At 63.5% G+C, this 18,490-nt stretch carries 17 protein-coding genes and 1 tRNA gene; 7 read left to right on the top strand and 11 right to left on the bottom strand.

Annotated features, from left to right (window positions below; genetic code table 11):
* Nucleotides 1-132: 132 nt before the first annotated feature.
* Nucleotides 133-630: a cyclic pyranopterin monophosphate synthase MoaC gene (gene moaC, locus AWB80_RS01715; protein ID WP_061172897.1), complete on the top strand. Its 498-nt coding sequence runs from the start codon at nt 133-135 to the stop codon at nt 628-630.
* A gap of 2 nt (nt 631-632) precedes the next feature.
* Here the strand turns inward: moaC and AWB80_RS01710 are convergent, their stop codons facing one another.
* From AWB80_RS01710 to recA, 8 genes are all read right to left on the bottom strand, one after another.
* Entirely contained in the window at nt 633-2,441 is a 1,809-nt protein-coding gene (locus tag AWB80_RS01710; RefSeq protein ID WP_061172896.1) for a PglL family O-oligosaccharyltransferase, read from the bottom strand.
* 166 nt (nt 2,442-2,607) lie between these two features.
* Nucleotides 2,608-3,201, bottom strand: a complete 594-nt coding sequence (locus AWB80_RS01705) for a pilin (RefSeq protein ID WP_061172895.1) — start codon at nt 3,199-3,201, stop codon at nt 2,608-2,610.
* Between the two features lie 124 nt (nt 3,202-3,325).
* Nucleotides 3,326-4,036 (bottom strand): TerC family protein, encoded by a 711-nt coding sequence (locus AWB80_RS01700; RefSeq protein WP_061172894.1) that lies wholly within the window; start codon nt 4,034-4,036, stop codon nt 3,326-3,328.
* A 136-nt stretch (nt 4,037-4,172) separates the two neighbouring features.
* Nucleotides 4,173-5,054 (bottom strand): succinate--CoA ligase subunit alpha, encoded by an 882-nt coding sequence (sucD, locus tag AWB80_RS01695; RefSeq protein ID WP_035497975.1) that lies wholly within the window; start codon nt 5,052-5,054, stop codon nt 4,173-4,175.
* A 96-nt stretch (nt 5,055-5,150) separates the two neighbouring features.
* The gene (gene sucC, locus AWB80_RS01690; protein ID WP_341866801.1) at nt 5,151-6,332 is read right to left on the bottom strand and encodes an ADP-forming succinate--CoA ligase subunit beta; all 1,182 of its coding nucleotides are present in this window, start codon (nt 6,330-6,332) and stop codon (nt 5,151-5,153) included.
* Between the two features lie 93 nt (nt 6,333-6,425).
* Nucleotides 6,426-7,076 (bottom strand): DUF2889 domain-containing protein, encoded by a 651-nt coding sequence (locus AWB80_RS01685; RefSeq protein ID WP_061172892.1) that lies wholly within the window; start codon nt 7,074-7,076, stop codon nt 6,426-6,428.
* 116 nt (nt 7,077-7,192) lie between these two features.
* Complete coding sequence (gene recX, locus AWB80_RS01680; protein ID WP_061172891.1) at nt 7,193-8,173, bottom strand: recombination regulator RecX; 981 nt, start codon at nt 8,171-8,173, stop codon at nt 7,193-7,195.
* A gap of 19 nt (nt 8,174-8,192) precedes the next feature.
* A complete protein-coding gene (recA, locus tag AWB80_RS01675; protein ID WP_061172890.1) occupies nt 8,193-9,263 on the bottom strand; it encodes a recombinase RecA in 1,071 nt (356 codons plus the stop codon).
* 287 nt (nt 9,264-9,550) lie between these two features.
* On the opposite strand from recA, the gene AWB80_RS01670 reads away from it, so the two are divergent.
* From AWB80_RS01670 to AWB80_RS01655, 4 genes are all read left to right on the top strand, one after another.
* Nucleotides 9,551-10,288 (top strand): response regulator transcription factor, encoded by a 738-nt coding sequence (locus tag AWB80_RS01670; RefSeq protein WP_061172889.1) that lies wholly within the window; start codon nt 9,551-9,553, stop codon nt 10,286-10,288.
* Nucleotides 10,289-10,293: 5 nt separating this feature from the next.
* The gene (locus tag AWB80_RS01665; protein WP_061172888.1) at nt 10,294-11,877 is read left to right on the top strand and encodes a sensor histidine kinase; all 1,584 of its coding nucleotides are present in this window, start codon (nt 10,294-10,296) and stop codon (nt 11,875-11,877) included.
* Nucleotides 11,878-12,105: 228 nt separating this feature from the next.
* The gene (locus tag AWB80_RS01660; RefSeq protein ID WP_061172887.1) at nt 12,106-13,764 is read left to right on the top strand and encodes an MFS transporter; all 1,659 of its coding nucleotides are present in this window, start codon (nt 12,106-12,108) and stop codon (nt 13,762-13,764) included.
* Nucleotides 13,765-13,877: 113 nt separating this feature from the next.
* A tRNA-Met gene (locus AWB80_RS01655) sits at nt 13,878-13,954 on the top strand.
* A 179-nt stretch (nt 13,955-14,133) separates the two neighbouring features.
* Here AWB80_RS01655 and AWB80_RS01650 read toward each other — a convergent pair.
* Nucleotides 14,134-14,514: a DUF1493 family protein gene (locus tag AWB80_RS01650; RefSeq protein ID WP_061172886.1), complete on the bottom strand. Its 381-nt coding sequence runs from the start codon at nt 14,512-14,514 to the stop codon at nt 14,134-14,136.
* The gene (locus AWB80_RS01645) at nt 14,514-14,945 is read right to left on the bottom strand and encodes an STM2901 family protein (protein ID WP_061172885.1); all 432 of its coding nucleotides are present in this window, start codon (nt 14,943-14,945) and stop codon (nt 14,514-14,516) included. Before AWB80_RS01645 ends, AWB80_RS01650 begins: the two co-directional genes overlap by 1 nt.
* A 252-nt stretch (nt 14,946-15,197) precedes the next feature.
* On the opposite strand from AWB80_RS01645, the gene AWB80_RS01640 reads away from it, so the two are divergent.
* Nucleotides 15,198-16,058, top strand: coding sequence for a MurR/RpiR family transcriptional regulator (locus AWB80_RS01640; protein WP_061172884.1), 861 nt, complete (start codon nt 15,198-15,200; stop codon nt 16,056-16,058).
* Here the strand turns inward: AWB80_RS01640 and AWB80_RS01635 are convergent.
* Nucleotides 16,055-16,942 (bottom strand): LysR family transcriptional regulator, encoded by an 888-nt coding sequence (locus AWB80_RS01635; RefSeq protein ID WP_061172883.1) that lies wholly within the window; start codon nt 16,940-16,942, stop codon nt 16,055-16,057. The genes AWB80_RS01640 and AWB80_RS01635 overlap by 4 nt on opposite strands.
* 103 nt (nt 16,943-17,045) lie before the next feature.
* Between AWB80_RS01635 and AWB80_RS01630 the strand changes: the two genes are divergently transcribed.
* Complete coding sequence (locus tag AWB80_RS01630) at nt 17,046-18,482, top strand: N-acyl-D-amino-acid deacylase family protein (protein WP_061172882.1); 1,437 nt, start codon at nt 17,046-17,048, stop codon at nt 18,480-18,482.
* The last annotated feature ends 8 nt before the right edge of the window (nt 18,483-18,490 follow it).

The following is an 18,490-nucleotide window of genomic DNA, read 5'->3' as shown; positions in this document are numbered from 1 at the left end:
ACGAGCTTATCGTATCAAGTGTTGAGCGTGGGACGTCTCGTGCCGGCCGTGCGTTGCCCCGGCCCGCGACGTTATGCGAAAAATCGCGCGAATTCACGCTGGTATGATAGGCGCCCATTCGAAGGAGACGCTATGTCCGGACTCACCCATTTCGATGCCGCCGGCGAGGCGCACATGGTCGATGTCGGCGCGAAAAACGAAACGCGGCGGGTCGCCGTGGCGCGCGGCTCGATCGCGATGCTCGAAGGCACGCTCGCGCTGATCCGCGAAGGCCGCGCGAAAAAAGGCGACGTGCTCGGCGTCGCGCGCATCGCCGCGATTCAGGGCGCGAAGCGTACGGCCGATCTGATTCCGTTGTGCCACCCGCTGGCGCTCACGCGCGTCGCGGTGGATTTTTCCGTCGATGAAGCGCTGCCCGGCGTGCATTGCGAAGTGCGCGTGGAGACGGTCGGGCGCACGGGTGTCGAGATGGAAGCGTTGACCGCCGTGCAGGTCGGGTTGCTCACCATCTATGACATGTGCAAGGCGGTGGATCGGGGGATGACCATCACCAATGTGAAGGTGATGGAGAAGCATGGGGGGAAGTCGGGGGATTGGGTGGCGGACGATCACACATCGCCCGCACCCTGACCTCACTCCTCTTCATCATCCTCCGCCGCTGGCGCCTGATCCGGCAGCGGCACGCCATAAAGCTTCACCAGATCCGCCTTGAACGACGCCAGCGGCTTGCCCGCTTCATCGGCGAGATCGTAGACGGCCAGAAGCTGCTTCGGCCAGTCGTGCAGTTGCGTCGCGAAGATCTTGAGACGCGCCATCGTGTCGAGCGCCTCGGCGCGCTGTCCGGCGAGCGCCTGCAGCACCGCATATCGCCGCAACACGGTCTCGCCGGGTAACAGCGCGATCGCTTTCCGGTGCGCGGCCAGCTTCTCTTCGACGTTCTGCGCGTTGATCGGCAACAGCGTCGCCGCGCCGTATTCGCCCCACGCCGTGAACAGGAACGACGGATTGTCGCGATACTGCTCCGCCGGCCGCGCGCCGTAGTACAGCACTTCGGCGCGGTTGTAATCGCGCATCGTCGGGTACAGCGCCGCGAGCCCGCCGAGCACGAGCACGACATACACGCCGTACGACAGCGGCCGCGCGACGAGCCGCAGCGGACGCGTCTCCAGCAAGCCGATGACGAACATCGCCGGCATCAGGAAGAACATGTACTGCTGCGGATACTCGACGAGCGCGTGCATCATCAGCACGCCGAGCAGCGAGAGCCCGAAAATGCGCGCCGGCGTCTGCGGCGCGCGCAACACGCGAATCAGCCAGAACACGACGCCCGCGACCAGAATCGCCACGCCGAGCGCGCCCGTTTTCGCCAGCAGATCGATGAAGATGTCGTGCGCATTGTTCGCAATCTCGACGCCGCCCAGATCGCGCACGAGATCGAACTGATAGCGCGGAAACTCACCCCAGCCGACGCCCAGCAGCGGATGCGTCTTGAACATCGTCCAGCCGTACTTCCAGAGCGCGAGACGCGGCGCGATCTGACTCGCTTCCTGCATGCGCTCCGCCGCCGACTGGGCCAGCCCGAAGTCGTAGCGCACGTTCGCCCAGCGCACCGCCGCATTCACCGCGAAAAACACGATCGCAAGCAGAACCGGGACGATCCACGCGCGCACGTCGCGCCTGCCCGGACCGTCGAATCCTTCCGACGCAACCGGCCGGCCCAGCACGAAGGCCATCCAGAAACCGGCGATGACGATCACCGCCGTCTGCAGCCACGGCCCGCGCGATACCGTGAGCGCGAGCCCGAGCGAATACACCGCCGACAGAACCAGCCACAGCACGATCGGCAAGCGCCGCGTCTGCACGAAATAGAGCGCTCCGGCGAGCGCGAACGCGATGACGGTCGCCAGGTGATTCGCCTGCGCCATGTTGCCGAACGGACGCCGCTCGACCATCACGTTGTAAGCCACCACGAAGGGCGTGAACTTCACTTCGAGATGCAGCAACTGCACGATCTGGCAGAAGACAGCGAACAGACCGCCGACCATCAGCGCCGCCGCGCCGATGCGCAGCGTCTTCTCCCCAAGCCCCGCGCGCACGAAGCCGAAGCCCGTATGCACGGCGACGAACGATGCGAGCAGATACGCGCCGCCGAGCCAGTTCATCGACGGCTGCGCGACCGGCAGCAGCACCGTCTGCGCGACGAGCAGCACGCCGAACGCGAGCGGCATCAGCGCGGCGACCGGCGACGCGAATGGCACCTTCGGCTCGGAAACGCGCACGAGCAGCGCGACCGTTGCGCCGAGCGCCAGGTAGAGCGCGAGCGCGCTGTATTCGGCGTAGAAAGTCGGAATCGGATACGTGTGGTTGACGACCGCAAAAGGGAACGTCAACGCAAGACACAGGACGGCAAAGCAGAGAAAGCGCGCGTATTGGGAAGGCATGAGGGACAGGGAACGTCGGCGACCGGCGCACTATACAAAACTTTGCCCCCGCTGTCCGGCGAACGGCCGGAATTGCTACGAAATCGCTGCCTTTCGCGCAAAAACGACGTCGCGGACGCGCGACGGCGACGTAATTGCTGCCGCCGCGCCCCTTCTTTCGCACCGCTTACGTGCGGCACTCAGGCGGTGCGAGGTTCGCCGGCAAGGTCGGCGCCTGCGCTGGCATCGGACCCGCACCCGGCGCGGGCAGCGACGATTGCGTCTTCGCGCCCGCGAAACACTCCCAGGTCAACGAACCCGCCTGCACCGCGCCACGGCTGAGCGCGACGCGCGCAGTTGGCGTCTCGGCGTTATCGGGCGTCGATGGCACGAGCGTGAGCGTGTTCGAGCCCGCGGGCGCGACGCGCGTCGTGTAGGCGATCGTGATCTGGCCATTGTCGCTGTCGACGTGAATGGACTCGATGTTGCGCGTGCCCGGCGGCGCCACGAAGCCGCCCGCGAAATCGACGCCGTTCGCCGCGTTCTCCGCCACCGCCAGCCGCGCCGGCGCCGCGAGCGCCATGCCCTCGCCCACGCGGCTTCGCGCCAGATAATCCTGATACGCGGGTATCGCGTAGGCCGCGATCACGCCGACGATCGCGAGCACGATCATCAGTTCGATCAAGGTGAATCCGCGCGCCGCCGCCTCTTTGGCGTGACCTATCCAGCTCAACACGCGCCGTCCACGCGGCGCGCCGAAACTACGAACCATCGTCGTCATTGCTGCTCCCAGAAGTACGAAAAGCGCCCGCCGCGCAATGCGGACAGACGCTTCGATCGTATTGAGAGCGCGTAAAGTGCAACAGTCGGCCAAACGGCCTAAGCATTTGCGCCGACGCTAAGCATCAACCCGCCGCGCGATTGACCTCGGCGAGCGCGCGGCGCTTGAGCAGCCATCCCACGCCGATGACGAACAACGCGCCGCCGACGCGCGCCGCATAGCCCACGAGCTCGGTATTGAGCGCGGGCCAGCGGTCGATGAACGGATCGTCGATGATGAGGCCGCCCGCGATCCACCCGAGCAGGCCCGCGCCCAGCAGCACGACCCCCGGGAAGCGATCGAGCAGTTTCAGCACCAGCGTGCTGCCCCACACGATCAGCGGAATGCTGACGATGAGCCCGAAGATCACCAGCGCGAGCCGATGCTGCGGATCGGCGGCCTCCGCCGCGCCGGCGATCGCGATCACGTTGTCGAGACTCATCACCGCGTCCGCGATGATGATCGTCTTCACTGCCGCCCACAGCCGGTCCGACGCGTTGATCTGATGCTCGTCGTGATCCGGCTGCATCAGCTTCACGCCGATCCACAGCAGCAGCACGCCGCCAACGAACTTGAGAAACGGAATGTCGAGCAGCATCACCGCGAACGCAATCAGCACCACGCGCAGCAGGATCGCACCGAGCGTGCCGAGCACGATGCCGCGCGTGCGCTGACGGTCGGGCAGATTGCGGCAGGCGAGCGCGATCACGACGGCGTTGTCGCCGCCGAGCAGGATGTCGATCACGATGATCTGGACGACCGCGCCCCAGTGGAGCGTAGAAAAGAATTCGAGCATGGAGCAGATTGAGAATCTGTCGCCAAAATAAAAAAGCGAGGAAGCAACGCTCCCTCGCTTTTCATCGGGCGGTTTTCAGAGTTTTGCGAAAGGAATCAGTAAGAGTACCAAACCCCGCCGCATTCTGCCCGCTTCGTTACAGCACCGACTTCAACAGACGAGCCATCTCCGACGGGTTCTTCGTGACCTTGATGCCGCACGCGTCCATGATTTCGAGCTTGGCGTCCGCCGTGTCCGCGCCGCCCGAGATCAGCGCGCCTGCGTGGCCCATGCGCTTGCCCGGAGGCGCCGTCACGCCCGCGATGAAGCCGACGACCGGCTTCTTCATGTTGTCCTTGATCCAGTAAGCCGCATTCGCTTCGTCCGGGCCGCCGATCTCGCCGATCATGATGACGGCGTCCGTGTCCGGATCGTCGTTGAACATCTTCATCACGTCGATGTGCTTCAGACCGTTGATCGGATCGCCGCCGATACCGACCGCCGACGACTGGCCGAGGCCGAGCGCCGTCAGCTGGCCGACCGCTTCGTACGTCAGCGTGCCCGAGCGTGACACCACGCCGATGCGGCCCTTCTTGTGGATGTGACCCGGCATGATGCCGATCTTCAGCTCGTCCGGCGTGATCGTGCCGGGGCAGTTCGGTCCGAGCAGCAGCGTCTTGCGGTTTTCGCGGCGCATGCGGTCCTTGATTTCCAGCATGTCGCGAACCGGAATGCCTTCCGTGATGCAGATCGCGAGATCGAGATCGGCCTCGACGGCTTCCCAGATCGCAGCGGCTGCGCCCGCGGGCGGCACGTAGATGACCGAAACGGTCGCGCCGGTTTCGGCCTTCGCTTCCTTCACGGACGCGTAGATCGGAATGCCTTCGAAGTCTTCGCCGGCCTTCTTCGGATTCACGCCCGCGACGTAGGCTTCACGGCCGTTCGCGTATTCGCGGCAGGCGCGCGTGTGGAACTGGCCAGTCTTGCCGGTGATGCCCTGCGTGATGACCTTCGTGTCTTTGTTGATCAGAATCGACATGTAGTGACCTCTGTTCGTTTGGCGTCGCGATGCTCACGCACGCGCCGCCATTCGTATCTGGTGGAACGCTCTCTTAGGCTCGGTAAGCAGACGCGCTTACTTGCCTTCGGCAGCCGCGACGACCTTCTGCGCGGCTTCTTCCATGCTGTCGGCCGAGATGATCGGCAAGCCCGAATCCGCCAGCATCTTCTTGCCGAGGTCTTCGTTCGTGCCCTTCATGCGCACGACGAGCGGCACCTTCAGATCCACCGCCTTCGACGCCACGATCACGCCTTCCGCGATCACGTCGCAGCGCATGATGCCGCCGAAGATGTTGACGAGGATCGCCTTCAGGTTCGGGTTCTTCAGCATCAGCTTGAAGGCTTCGGTCACCTTTTCGGTGGTCGCGCCGCCGCCGACGTCGAGGAAGTTGGCCGGTTCGCCGCCGAACAGCTTGATGGTGTCCATCGTCGCCATCGCGAGGCCCGCGCCGTTCACCAGACAGCCGATGTTGCCATCGAGCGAGATGTAGGCGAGGTCGAACTTCGATGCTTCGACTTCAGCCGGATCTTCTTCGTCCAGATCGCGGTACGCGACGATTTCCGGATGACGGAACAGCGCGTTCGCATCGAAGTTGAACTTGGCGTCGAGCGCGATCACCTTGCCGTCGCCGGTCAGGATCAGCGGGTTGATTTCGGCGAGCGATGCGTCGGTGTCGAAGAAAGCCTTGTACAGGCCTTGCAGGATCGCGCGCGCTTGCGGCACCGATGCGTCGGGGATGCCGATCTTGCGGGCCAGGTCGTCCGCTTCGGCATCCTTCAGGCCCGTGGCGGGATCGACGGGCAGCTTGTGCAGCAACTCGGGCGTCTTTTCCGCGACTTCCTCGATGTCCATGCCGCCTTCGCTCGACGCCATCACGACGATCTTCTGCGAAACGCGATCGAGCACGAGGCCGACGTACAGTTCCTTCTTGATGTCCGCGCCTTCTTCGATCAGCAGGCGATTCACCTTCTGGCCTTCGGGGCCGGTCTGGTGCGTGACGAGCTGCATGCCGAGGATCTGGTTCGCGTATTCGCGGACCTGTTCGATCGACTTCGCGACCTTCACGCCGCCGCCCTTGCCGCGGCCGCCAGCGTGGATCTGCGCCTTGACGACCCAGACCGGGCCGCCCAGCTCTTCCGCGGCCTTGACCGCATCATCCACCGAGAACACGGGTTTGCCGCGCGGGACCGCGACGCCGAATTTCCGCAGGATTTCCTTACCCTGGTACTCGTGAATCTTCATGCGTGATTCCTTCAGTCTGAGAGTTGGAGTGAACTTCTATGTGCTTGAACCGCTGATTTTTCGATTCTTCTTTGAATTCCGTGCGTGCGCGCAAGCGCTGCCTGCGCCCTACGAGGCGGATTTCGTCTCCGCCTTGTCCTGTACCGTCGTTGCGGATTCGGATGCATCGGCCGGCGTGTAGCCGAACCACCGCGGGTAATACTCCTTGACCGCGGGCCCGTCGAAACGCAATGCGCGGCAACGGCCGAGCTGGAACGGCGGCTCGTCGTGCGCTGCGCTCGCGGGATTCGATGCATCGTCTTGCTTGAACGGATTGCCGTCTTCGATCTTCCAGACGTCGCCGGCGAATGCCTGAATGGCGGCCGTCGGCAAAACACCGCACAGCTCGGTGAGATGCGTGCAGCCGGCCGCGCCGCGCAGCACCTTGTTGGCTTCGCGGCGAAAACTTTGTAGCAGATTGAGCCCGATGAGCTTGCGATAGACCGGATTGGACTCCGCGCACAGACCGCCATAAGGCGACCAGTCCGACGACGCTTCGACGTCGACGATGGTGAGCTTGCGGTCGATGGTGATGCGCAGCCAGAGTTCATGGATCGGCAGGCCGTGTGGCCGGACGCCCGTCGCGAGGCGAAAGTCGCGCGGCTTCTCATCGGTTAGACAGGCTTCGATATCCCACAGGCCGTCGTCACGCTCGAACGCCTCCAGCCGAATCGCGCGACGGTGGCGCACTTGTCGGGGAGCGGGAGGCGAGAGAGGCATGCTGGAGTGAGCCGGTACGGGGAAAACCGTGCAATTTTAGCATATTGGGTATTCCGGGCCGGCATGCGCCTGACGAATGGAACGCGCGTGCGGATTAAGCTGGGCGAGTGCGGCGCTCAGTCGTCGACGGGCTCGTCGGTCCAGTCTTCGTCGCCGCCCTTGAGAATCTTCCCAATGGTGCCGCCAGAAAACCCGCGCGCGGCCAGAAAGCGCGCTTGCCTCGAGCGCTCGGCGGGCGTTTCGGGCAGCACGCCGTACTTCTTCTCCCACACAGCCTGAGCGCGTGCGGTTTCGGATTGCGCGAGCTTGTCCGCGGTTTCGCTGATGAGCGTGTCGCCGACGGCATGGCGCTTCAGTTCGCTGATGATCCTGCTGCCACCCATGCGCGACGCCCGTCGATGCACGACGCTTTCGACGAAGCGCTCGTTCGACAGCCAGCCATCGCGTTCGAGACTGTCGAGCAATGTTTCGAGCGGATTGGCTTCTTCCGCATACGGACGCAGTTTGCGCGACAACTCCGCGCGGCTGTATTCGCGCCGCGAGAGAAAACCGAGCGCGCGCGCCTTCAACGAGCGTTGCGGACGTTTGGGATCGTTGAGTTCGCTTGCCGAAGTCTTGCGAACGCGTTGGCTGGAACGGCTGTAGACCGATTCACCCGATTCGGCGCGCACCGGTTCAGCCGGCGCGCATTGTTCGAAGGGCTCGAAGGGATCTGCGTCTTCGAATGGGTCGGTGAAGGGAGTGGAGTCGGGCTCCGCGGGGTTGCGCGCAGGCTCGGCATGCGGTGCGCGATCAGCCGGACGCGCCTTCGGCTGTTCTGCCGCCTGCTTCAGCAAAGCGCGCGCTTGCTCCAGACGCGTGGCGCGATCGCTTGCGTCGACGCTGCTTTCGTCGTCTTTGGCAGGCTCAAAAACGCGACGCGCCGACGCGAATGACTTCGCGTCGGCGCGTTCTCTGGTCTTGTGCGTGAATCCGCTCGACTTGGTCGATGCAGGGCGCCGCTCACTGCTCCGCTCGTAGCGATCGGCGGACTCGGAACCGTCGCCGGTTGCTTCGTCCGCCGTGTCAGTCTTCGATCCGAACCGGCGCTTGCGCATCGTCCTTCAGACCCGATGCTTACTCGGCGTCGGCTGCGTCCGCGCTCGCGACGACGGCCTCGCCCATCGCGGCCACGCCCAGCGATTCGCGGATCTTGTTCTCGATCTCGCGTGCGATGTCCGGATTCTCGCGCAGGAATTCGCGCGCGTTGTCCTTGCCCTGACCGATGCGATCGCCGTTGTAGCTGTACCAGGCGCCCGCCTTGTCGACCAGCTTCGCCTGCACGCCCAGATCGATGATTTCGCCCTGACGCGAAATGCCTTCGCCGTACAAAATGTCGAAGATGGCTTCGCGGAACGGCGGCGACACCTTGTTCTTCACGACCTTCACGCGCGTCTCGTTGCCGATGACTTCGTCGTTCTTCTTGATCGAACCGATACGGCGGATATCCAGACGCACCGACGAATAGAACTTGAGCGCGTTGCCGCCCGTGGTGGTTTCCGGGTTGCCGAACATCACGCCGATCTTCATGCGGATCTGGTTGATGAAGATGACGAGGCAGTTCGTGCGCTTGATCGAGCCGGTGAGCTTGCGCAGCGCCTGCGACATCAGACGCGCCTGCAGACCCGGCAGCGAGTCGCCCATTTCGCCTTCGATTTCCGCCTTCGGCACGAGCGCCGCGACCGAGTCGATGACGATCATGTCGATGGAACCGGAGCGCACCAGCGCGTCCGTGATTTCCAGCGCCTGCTCGCCCGTGTCCGGCTGCGAGATCAGCAGTTCCTGCACATTCACGCCGAGCTTGCCCGCGTATTGCACGTCGAGCGCGTGTTCCGCGTCGATGAACGCCGCCGTGCCGCCGAGCTTCTGCATCTCCGCGATCACCTGCAGCGTGAGCGTGGTCTTGCCCGACGACTCGGGACCGTAGATTTCCACGACACGCCCGCGCGGCAGACCGCCGACGCCGAGCGCGATGTCCAGTCCGAGCGAACCGGTGGACACCACTTGAATATCTTCGACCGCCTCACCTGCGCCGAGCCGCATGATCGACCCTTTGCCGAATTGCTTTTCGATCTGCGAGAGTGCGGCGGCCAGCGCCTTGCTCTTGTCCGCAGTCATTCCAGCCGGGCCTTTCTTGCTTTCTTCCATGAATCGTCCTTTGCTATGATGAACGGCGTCTGAGGCAGTGTTCACGGGCTTTTTCGCAGCCAAAAACAAGCATACGAAACCGCCCTTCTCACTCACGCAGACACTGTATAAAAAAACAGTAGTTTTTGCAAGCATGGATGCGCGTGGACGCAGCTTTTTTTCCACGTCGCGCGACCCGCGCAAAAACCACGACACACCTGGAGACCGCCGCGCCGGGCGACGAGCCGTGCCGGCAATGCCGATGCGCTTCATCGCGCGAGGCATGGCGTACAAAGGCGCACACGACGATGCGAATCCTCATTGCCGAAGACGACAGCATACTCGCGGACGGCCTCGTCCGATCACTCCGCCAATCGGGATACGCCGTAGACCATGTCAGGCATGGCGTCGAGGCGGACACCGCGCTTTCGCTGCAGACTTTCGACCTGCTGATCCTCGATCTCGGCCTGCCGCTCATGCCCGGCCTCGAAGTGCTGCGGCGCCTGCGCGCGCGCAATTCGCAGATGCCCGTGCTGATCCTCACCGCCGCCGACAGCGTCGACGAACGCGTGAAAGGCCTCGATCTCGGCGCGGACGACTATATGGCGAAACCGTTCGCGCTCAACGAGCTCGAAGCGCGCGTGCGGGCGCTGACGCGGCGCGGCGCGGGCGGCGGCCCGACCGTCGTGAAACACGGGTCGCTCACGTTCGATCAGGTGGGACGCATCGCGACGATCGGCGATCAGGTCATCGATCTCTCCGCGCGCGAGCTCGGCGTGCTCGAAGTGCTGCTACAAAGAACCGGCCGGCTCGTATCGAAGGAACAGCTCGTCAATCATCTGTGCGAGTGGGGTGAGGAAGTCAGCAACAACGCGATCGAGGTCTACGTGCATCGGCTGCGCAAGAAGATCGAGCCGAGCGGCGCGAAGATCATCACCGTGCGCGGTCTCGGCTACACGCTGGAGAAGGCGGGCGTCACAGCGAACGGCGCGCACGGCGCGAGCCCGCCGCCAGCGGGCGAAACCGCCAGCCAGCACTATAAGTAAGCCGCATGGCGTCGCCCGCTTCCACCGAATCGCACGAGTCGAAAATCCACGCCGAGGCGGGCGCCGCCGATTCCGACGCCGAGCGCGACGCGCGCTACGCCAACCCGTTCGCGCCGCCCGACGAACTCGAACCCGACGACGAAACGCATCCGCGCTCGCTGTTCGGCGAGATTCTCGACTGGATGCTCGCGCCGCTTCTGCTGCTCTGGCCGATGAGCATCGCGGTGACGTATCTCGTCGCGAAGTCGATCGCGAACGGCCCGTTCGACCGCGCGCTCGAAGCCGATGCCTATGTGCTCGCGCGCCAGATCCAGCCGGTCAACGGCGTCGCCGAATTGCGGCTTCCCGATGCGACGCGCGATTTCCTGCGCGCCGACAACGTCGACAGCGTGTTCTTCCAGGTGCTCGGCACGCGCGGCGAACTCGTCGGCGGCGACCGCGACATGCCCTTGCCGCACGACGACGACCGTCCGCAGCCGGGCATCGTCGAGTTTCGCGACGACGTGCTGCGCGGCAACGACATCCGCGTCGCCTATACGACCGTCGATCTGCCGCAACTCGCGCCCGGCCGCGATCCGGACAGCGCGCAGCCGGTGCTCGTGCAGGTGGCCGAAACGCTCGACAAGCGCAGCCAGCTCGCCAACGACATCATCAAGGGCGTGATCCTGCCGCAGTTCGTGATCCTGCCGCTCGCCATCATCCTCGTGTGGTTCGGGCTTTCGCGTGGGCTCGCGCCGCTGCATGCGCTGCAATCGAACATCCGCGCGCGCCGTCCCGACGATCTCTCGCCGCTCCAGGCCGGCAGCGCGCCGCCTGAGATCGCGCCGCTCGTCGCGTCGTTCAACGATCTGCTGACGCGCCTCGAACAGAACATGGAGTTCCAGAAGCGCTTTATCGCCGATGCCGCGCATCAGATGAAGACGCCGCTCGCGGGCCTGCGCATGCAGGCCGAACTGGCGATGCGCCAGGATGTATCGGCGGAAGTGCAGCGCTCGCTCGAACAGATCGCGACCAGCTCCGAGCACGCGGCGCGTCTCGTCACGCAATTGCTCGCGCTCGCGCGCGCCGAGAATCGCGCGACCGGGCAGATCTTCACGCGCATCGTGCTGACCGATCTCGCGCGGCTCGCCGTGCGCGACTGGGTGCAGGCCGCGCTCGCCAAGCGCATGGACCTCGGTTATGAAGAGCCGCCGTTTCCGGTCGAAGTGGAAGGCAACGTGGTGATGCTGCGCGAGATGCTGTCGAACCTGATCGACAACGCGATCCGTTACACGCCGGCGGGCGGACGCATCACCGTGCGCGTGCGGACCGACGACAGCGATCTCGATCTCGTGTACCTCGAAGTGGAAGACACAGGACTCGGGATTCCCGCGGCCGAGCGCGAACGCGTGGTCGAGCGGTTCTATCGCATCCTCGGACGCGAAGGCGACGGCAGCGGCCTCGGCCTTGCGATCGTCAAGGAGATCGCGGCGATGCACGGCGGCGCGCTCGCCATCGAGGATCACGTGTATCAGGAGAGTCCGCGTCGCGCCGGAACCCTCGTGCGCGTCAGCCTGCAGCGGGTTTTTCCTGCCCGGGACAAACCCTGAGCGTCAGCATCGCGAAAATGCCGAAGACGCGCGAGAAGAACGACATTAAACGAATTTAAACGATCGTTCTAAACGGATGCGCGACAAATCCGCGCAATTAGGAATTTCTACGAGCGCCCGGACTTCCGAGTCGGCGTCAGAACGCCGTAAGTTTTCGTTCCAATAATCGTTGCACCGGAGCCGCCTAGTCGCGGACCGACATATTCGAATATCAAATCAGGAGACGATATGGCTACGGTTGAGGGGCGCGTGTCACACGCACCGATGACGGCGGAGGAGAAGAAAGTCATCTTCGCCTCGTCGCTCGGCACGGTGTTCGAATGGTATGACTTCTATCTGGCGGGCTCGCTCGCCGTCTATATCAGCAAGACGTTCTTCTCCGGCGTCAATCCGACCGCGGGGTTCATCTTCACCTTGCTGGGTTTCGCGGCGGGCTTCGCGGTGCGGCCGTTCGGCGCGATCGTGTTCGGGCGGCTCGGCGACATGGTCGGACGCAAGTACACGTTCCTCGTGACGATCGTCATCATGGGTCTGTCGACGTTCCTGATCGGCTTCCTGCCCGGTTACGCGACGATCGGCATCGCGGCGCCGGTGATCTTCATCGCGATGCGACTCCTGCAGGGCCTCGCGCTCGGCGGCGAGTACGGCGGCGCGGCGACGTACGTCGCGGAACATGCGCCTTCGAACAAGCGCGGCGCGTGGACGGCCTGGATCCAGACAACCGCGACGCTCGGTCTGTTCATCTCGCTGATCGTGATTCTCGCGGTTCGCACGATCATGGGCGAGGAGCAGTTCGGCGCGTGGGGCTGGCGCATTCCGTTCCTCGTCTCGATCCTGCTGCTCGCGATCTCGGTGTGGATCCGGATGAAGCTGCACGAGTCGCCCGTGTTCGAGCGCATCAAGGCCGAGGGCAAGACCTCGAAAGCGCCGCTCACGGAAGCGTTCGGCGAGTGGAAAAACCTGAAGATCGTGCTGCTCGCGCTGTTCGGTTTGACGGCGGGTCAGGCGGTCGTGTGGTACACGGGCCAGTTCTACTCGCTCTTCTTCCTCACGCAGACGCTGAAGGTCGATGGCACCAGCGCGAACATCATGGTCGCGGTGGCGCTGCTGATCGGCACGCCGTTCTTCGTGTTCTTCGGGTCGCTTTCGGATCGGATCGGGCGCAAGCCGATCATCATGGCGGGTTGCCTGATCGCCGCGCTGAGCTTCTTCCCGCTCTTCAAGGCGCTCGCGCACTACACGAACCCGACGCTCGAAGCCGCGACGCAGAAGTCGCCGATCGTCGTGATCGCCAATCCGGACGAGTGCTCGTTCCAGTTCAATCCGGTGGGCACGGCGAAGTTCACGAGCTCCTGCGATATCGCGAAGAGCGCGCTGTCGAAGGCGGGTCTGAACTATGAAAACGTGGCCGCGCCGGCGGGCACGCAGGCGCAGATCAAGGTCGGCGAGACCGTGGTGAACACCTACGACGGCAAGGCGGGCGATGCGAAGGCGCAAGGCGCGGCGTTCGACAAGACGCTCGCGGGCACGCTGAAGAGCGCGGGCTATCCGGCGAAGGCCGATCCGGCGCTGATCAACTGGCCGATGGCGATCGTGATCCTGACCATCCTCGTGATCTTCGTGACGATGGTGTATGGCCCGATCGCGGCGATGCTGGTCGAGATGTTCCCGGCGCGGATCCGCTATACGTCGATGTCGCTGCCGTATCACATCGGCAACGGCTGGTTCGGCGGCTTCCTGCCGGCGACGGCCTTCGCGATCGTCGCGGCCAAGGGCGATATCTACTCGGGGCTGTGGTATCCGATCGTGATTGCGCTGGCGACGTTCGTGATCGGCATGTTGTTCGTGAAGGACACGCGCAAGTCGAATGTGTATCACGAGGACTGATGCTGCTCTGGCGCATGGCGGGCGCTGGTTGAGGTCCGCCTGCTCGTTGTTAAGAAATCGTAGAGAAGGGGTTGACAGTACGATCGGCCCTCGCCATAATCTCGTCTTCTTTCGGCGAATTAGCTCAGTCGGTTAGAGCGACGGAATCATAATCCGCAGGTCCGGGGTTCGAGTCCCTGATTCGCCACCAGCTTCAAGAAAAAGCCGCTGTCCCACAAGGACAGCGGCTTTTTGCTTTGAGGGCTCTGAGGCTTACCGGCAAACATTTTTATGTTACCGATCCCTCGCAGGGTAACTTCAGAGCGATACGCGACGTCGCGCTCACCGAAGGGGCGCAGCTGGACGGGCGCAGTCAGTCAGGTCAAGCGGCTACTCCGGCTCTTGATGGCTGTATCGGTCGCAATCGCCAAATTTTTCAAGCGAGCCGCTCTTCCAGATTCCAGCCTCGATAGCTTTTTCCAGCATGCTCAAAGTTAAAGGCACTTTTTCGTACTGCTGCCTTAGTTTGCGGGAAAATAAAAATCCGATGATTACGAACGGGTTGAAACCTTCCCCGGAAAAATATCGATTCAAGTCAAAGTCGCCATGCTTCACTTCGAATTTTTCAAAGAACTTCCCCATAAAATCGTCAGCATCATCCCCTGTCAAATCCAAATCTTTCTCCAAAGTCAGCTGGCGGGTGAGCACTTTGCGTGCGCCGGTTTCAGATCTGACAAACAATTCCAGTTGACCCCATGCGGAAATAGGCATCAAGAAATCCTGTCTTCCTGTTTAACCAACCTGTTGTAGTGCCGAACGGAGTTGATACCGATCGCCATCGCATCGTGAGCGGCAATGGCCCAACCCACGACCGGTACCGTCCGCCCAACGAATTTCCCGATATTCCGCGCCATAAGAAATTTCAATTGCTTGACGCTGCCGTTGGTGACTGTCGGCAGGATTTTCCATTTGATATCGTAATCCAAAAACCTTCGGCTCAATTTGGATGCAACAGAAGTGCCCGGTGTTGCACCCATGGGCTTCACCCGAGTCGGAAGCCAATTCTGGCCGGCTAATATGGATGCGACAGCAACGGCGTCGTTCACTCCAAGTTCATCGCACGTTTCATCAACTGCAATCAGGAAAAGTAGCTCGGACGGAGTAAGGTTTCGATGCATGCCGTATCCATAGGTATTGCTCATGCTGGTGCGATTTCCGGGCATTATTCGTCAGATAATACTATCGACAAATACGTGCCCCGATCAACACGAATTCAATGCGAGTGAAATTCTATCGACGCTTGTCAAGCGCTTCTCGACCACCCGCCTCGCGTGCTGAGGTGCAAGCCGACTTTGGTAACACCGTTTCAATCTTTCAGAAAAGAGAATTCCGCGACGCGCTACCCCGCGTCGCGCTCATGCTTAAATAGCACGTTCGCCTCATCAAACACCAACGTGCCCACCTTCGACCAACTCGCCGCGACCATCCGCGACCGTTTCCCCGACCTGAGCCCGCAATTCCAGGCCGGCGCCGCCTTCCTGCTCGACTATCCCGACGAAGTCGCCGTGCTCTCGATGCGCAAGGTCGCCGAACGCGCGCAGGTCCAGCCCGCCGCCATGGTCCGTCTCTCGCAGCAGCTCGGCTTCCCCGGCTGGAACGAGTTGCGCGAAATCTTCGTGAGCCGCGTGCGCACGCGCCCCGAACCGCTGACGACGCGCGCCCGCTCGCTCGTCAAGGGCGGCGCCGACCATCATCTGGGCCGCGACCTCGCGCAAGCCCAATCGCACAATCTCGAACTCACGCTGGCGCAAAACGCCGACAGCGTCGTGGACGCAGCGAAGACCTTGAAGAAAGCGCCGCACGTGCACGTCGCGGGCTTTCGGTCGTGCTATCCCGTCGCGTTCGGTCTGCTCTACGGTTATCGACTGTTCCGGCCGTCGGTCAGCCTCGTGAACGGCGAAGCCGGCACGCTCGAAATGCAGTTGCGCGGCATCGAGAAGCGGCATGCCGTCATCGTCGTCAGCTTCGCGCCGTATTCGGTCGAAGCAGTCCGCGTCGCGCAGGCGGCGATCGAACGCGGCGCGAAACTCATCGCGCTCACCGACAGCGCTGTGTCGCCCATCGCCCTGAACGCGGATCACACGCTGATCTTCGCGCACGAATCGCCGTCGTTCTTTCCGTCGCTCGTCGCGGCATCGGCGCTCGCGGAGATGCTCGTCGCGCAGTTGCTCGCGCTCGAAGGCAAGGACGCGATCGCCAATCTCGAACAGGCCGAAGCCGCGCTGCACTCGCAAGGCGCCTACGCGGCGAACTAGCCGAACGACGTCCGCAGCAACGCGCAAAGATCGGCGGCGATGGACGACATCGACACATGCCGATGCTTCACGAGGCCAATCGAGCGCTGCACCTCCGGGCTCGCGATCGGCACCGCGCGAATGTTGGGCGCGAAATGCGCCGAGACCGCGAGCGACGGCACGATCGCGCAGCCGAGGCCCGCATCGACGAGCGCGACGACACACGAGATGTGCTCGACTTCGTAGAACCATCTGAGGCTGATCGACTCGTGTCCGAGCAGCAGTTCGAGCAGGAGCCGATTTCCGCTGTCACGCCCGCCGATGACCAGGCGCGCGCCCCGCAGATCGCCCAGCGACACGCTCTCGCGCGCAGCCCATGCATGTTCGCGATGCACCGCGAGCACGTAGCGATCCGCGAGCAGGGGCTCGAAGCTCAGATCCTCGTCGTCGCCTGGATCGAGACTGATGCCGAATTCCGCCAGTCCCGCCCTCACCTGCCCGAGCACGAAGTCGTGATTGCCGTCGAAGATCTGCACGCCCACTTGCGGATACTTCTCCGCATACCGCCGCAGCACGTCCGGCAGCACGCGGTTCACGACCGTCGGAATGCTCGCGAGCCGCACCTTGCCGAAGCGCTTCTCGGCGATCTCCCGAATCGACGACAACATCGTGCCCAACTGCGAGATCTGCTGGCGCGCCATCGGCAGAAACTGGCGGCCGACGCCCGTCAGCGCCACGCTGCGCGTCGTGCGGTGAAACAGTTCGACGCCGAGCGCCTGCTCGAGTTTCTGGATGCGCCGTGACAGCCCCGGCTGCGTGAGATGCAGTTTGTCGGCGGCCTTCTGAAAGCTGCCCAGTTCCGCCACCGCGACGAATGCTTCGAGTTCCGAGTTCTCGACTTTCATGACTGTCCCGCATGAATCCCTTAAAAACCGGCATTGGACGTGCGTATTTTGTGCGATGAGCATTGTCGCTGAAACTAAAAGTCATCACCAGACGGGCAAGCTCATGCACTTTCAATTGATTATCCGAAACGGCGACGTGATCGACGGCACGGGCCGCGCGCGCTTCGCCGCCGATGTCGGCGTGAACGGCGGGCGCATCGAGGCGATCGGCGATTTGTCGGCGGCGAGCGCGGACACGACCATCGACGCGGCAGGCAAGATCGTCGCGCCGGGCTTCATCGACAGTCACACGCACGACGACGCCTTCGTACTCACCCATCCCGACGTGACGCCCAAAGTCGTGCAAGGCGTGACGACGGTGATCGCCGGCAACTGCGGCATCAGCCTCGCGCCCTTGCGCGCCGACTCGATTCCGCAGCCGCTGGATCTGCTCGGTGTGCCCGCACGCTTCGCCTACGACAGCTTCGCCGCCTATCTCGATGCGCTCGACCACGCGCCCGCGGCCGTCAACGTCGCGGCGCTGGTCGGCCATTCGACCTTGCGCGTGCGCCACATGAACGACCTCGCGCGCGAAGCCACGACCGAAGAGCGCGAGCGCATGGCAGCCGATGTCGAAGAGGCGATGAAAGCGGGCGCGTTCGGCGTGTCGTCGGGCACGTTCTATCCGCCAGCGGCGGCGGCGAGCACGCAGGAACTGATCGACGTCTGCGCGCCGCTCAAGCGCTATGCCGGCGTCTTCGCAACGCATTTGCGCGACGAAACCGCCGACATCGTCCTGTCGATGGAAGAGGCGTTCGCGATCGGTCAGGCTGTCGGCGCGAATCTCGTGCTCTCGCATCACAAGGTCGCGGGCAAGGAAAACCACGGCCGTTCGACGCAAACGCTCGCGCTCATCGACGCACAAGGCGCGCGTCAGCCGCTCTGCCTCGACTGTCATCCGTATCCGGCCACTTCGACGATGCTGCGCGCGGACCGCATCCGCCAGTCGTCGCGCGTGATGCTCGCGTGGTCGACGAAGCGTCCCGAACTCGCGGGCAAGGACTTCGCGGACATCCTGCCGCTGTATGACGGCTCGATCGAAGCCGCGATCGACGACCTGAAGCCCGCCGGCGCGATCTATTTCGTGATGGACGAAGAAGACGTGCGCCGCATTTTCCGCCACGAGAAAACGATGGTCGGCTCCGACGGACTGCCGAACGACACCGCGCCGCATCCACGCCTGTGGGGCACGTTCCCGCGCGTGATCGGCCATTACTCGCGCGAACTCAAGCTCTTTCCGCTCGAAACGGCCGTGCGCAAGATGACGGGCCTCACCGCCGAACAATTCGGCATCGAGGGGCGCGGCCATGTCATGGAAGGTCACTTCGCGGATCTCGTCGTGTTCGACCCCGACGAAGTCATCGACCGCGCCACCTTCGATTCACCGAAGCTCGCGCCGCTGGGCATCGAGCACGTCATCGTGAACGGCCAGCCCGTGCTCGCGCGCGGTGAGCCGACCGGCGCGCGGCCGGGACGCGCGCTGCGCCGCATTCCCCGATAAATACTCCG

Origin of the sequence: Caballeronia pedi, from assembly GCF_001544915.2 — a bacterium.
GTDB classification, from domain to species: domain Bacteria; phylum Pseudomonadota; class Gammaproteobacteria; order Burkholderiales; family Burkholderiaceae; genus Caballeronia; species Caballeronia pedi.
Note: the sequence above shows the minus strand (reverse complement) of the source record. Positions and strands in the feature narration are given on the sequence as shown.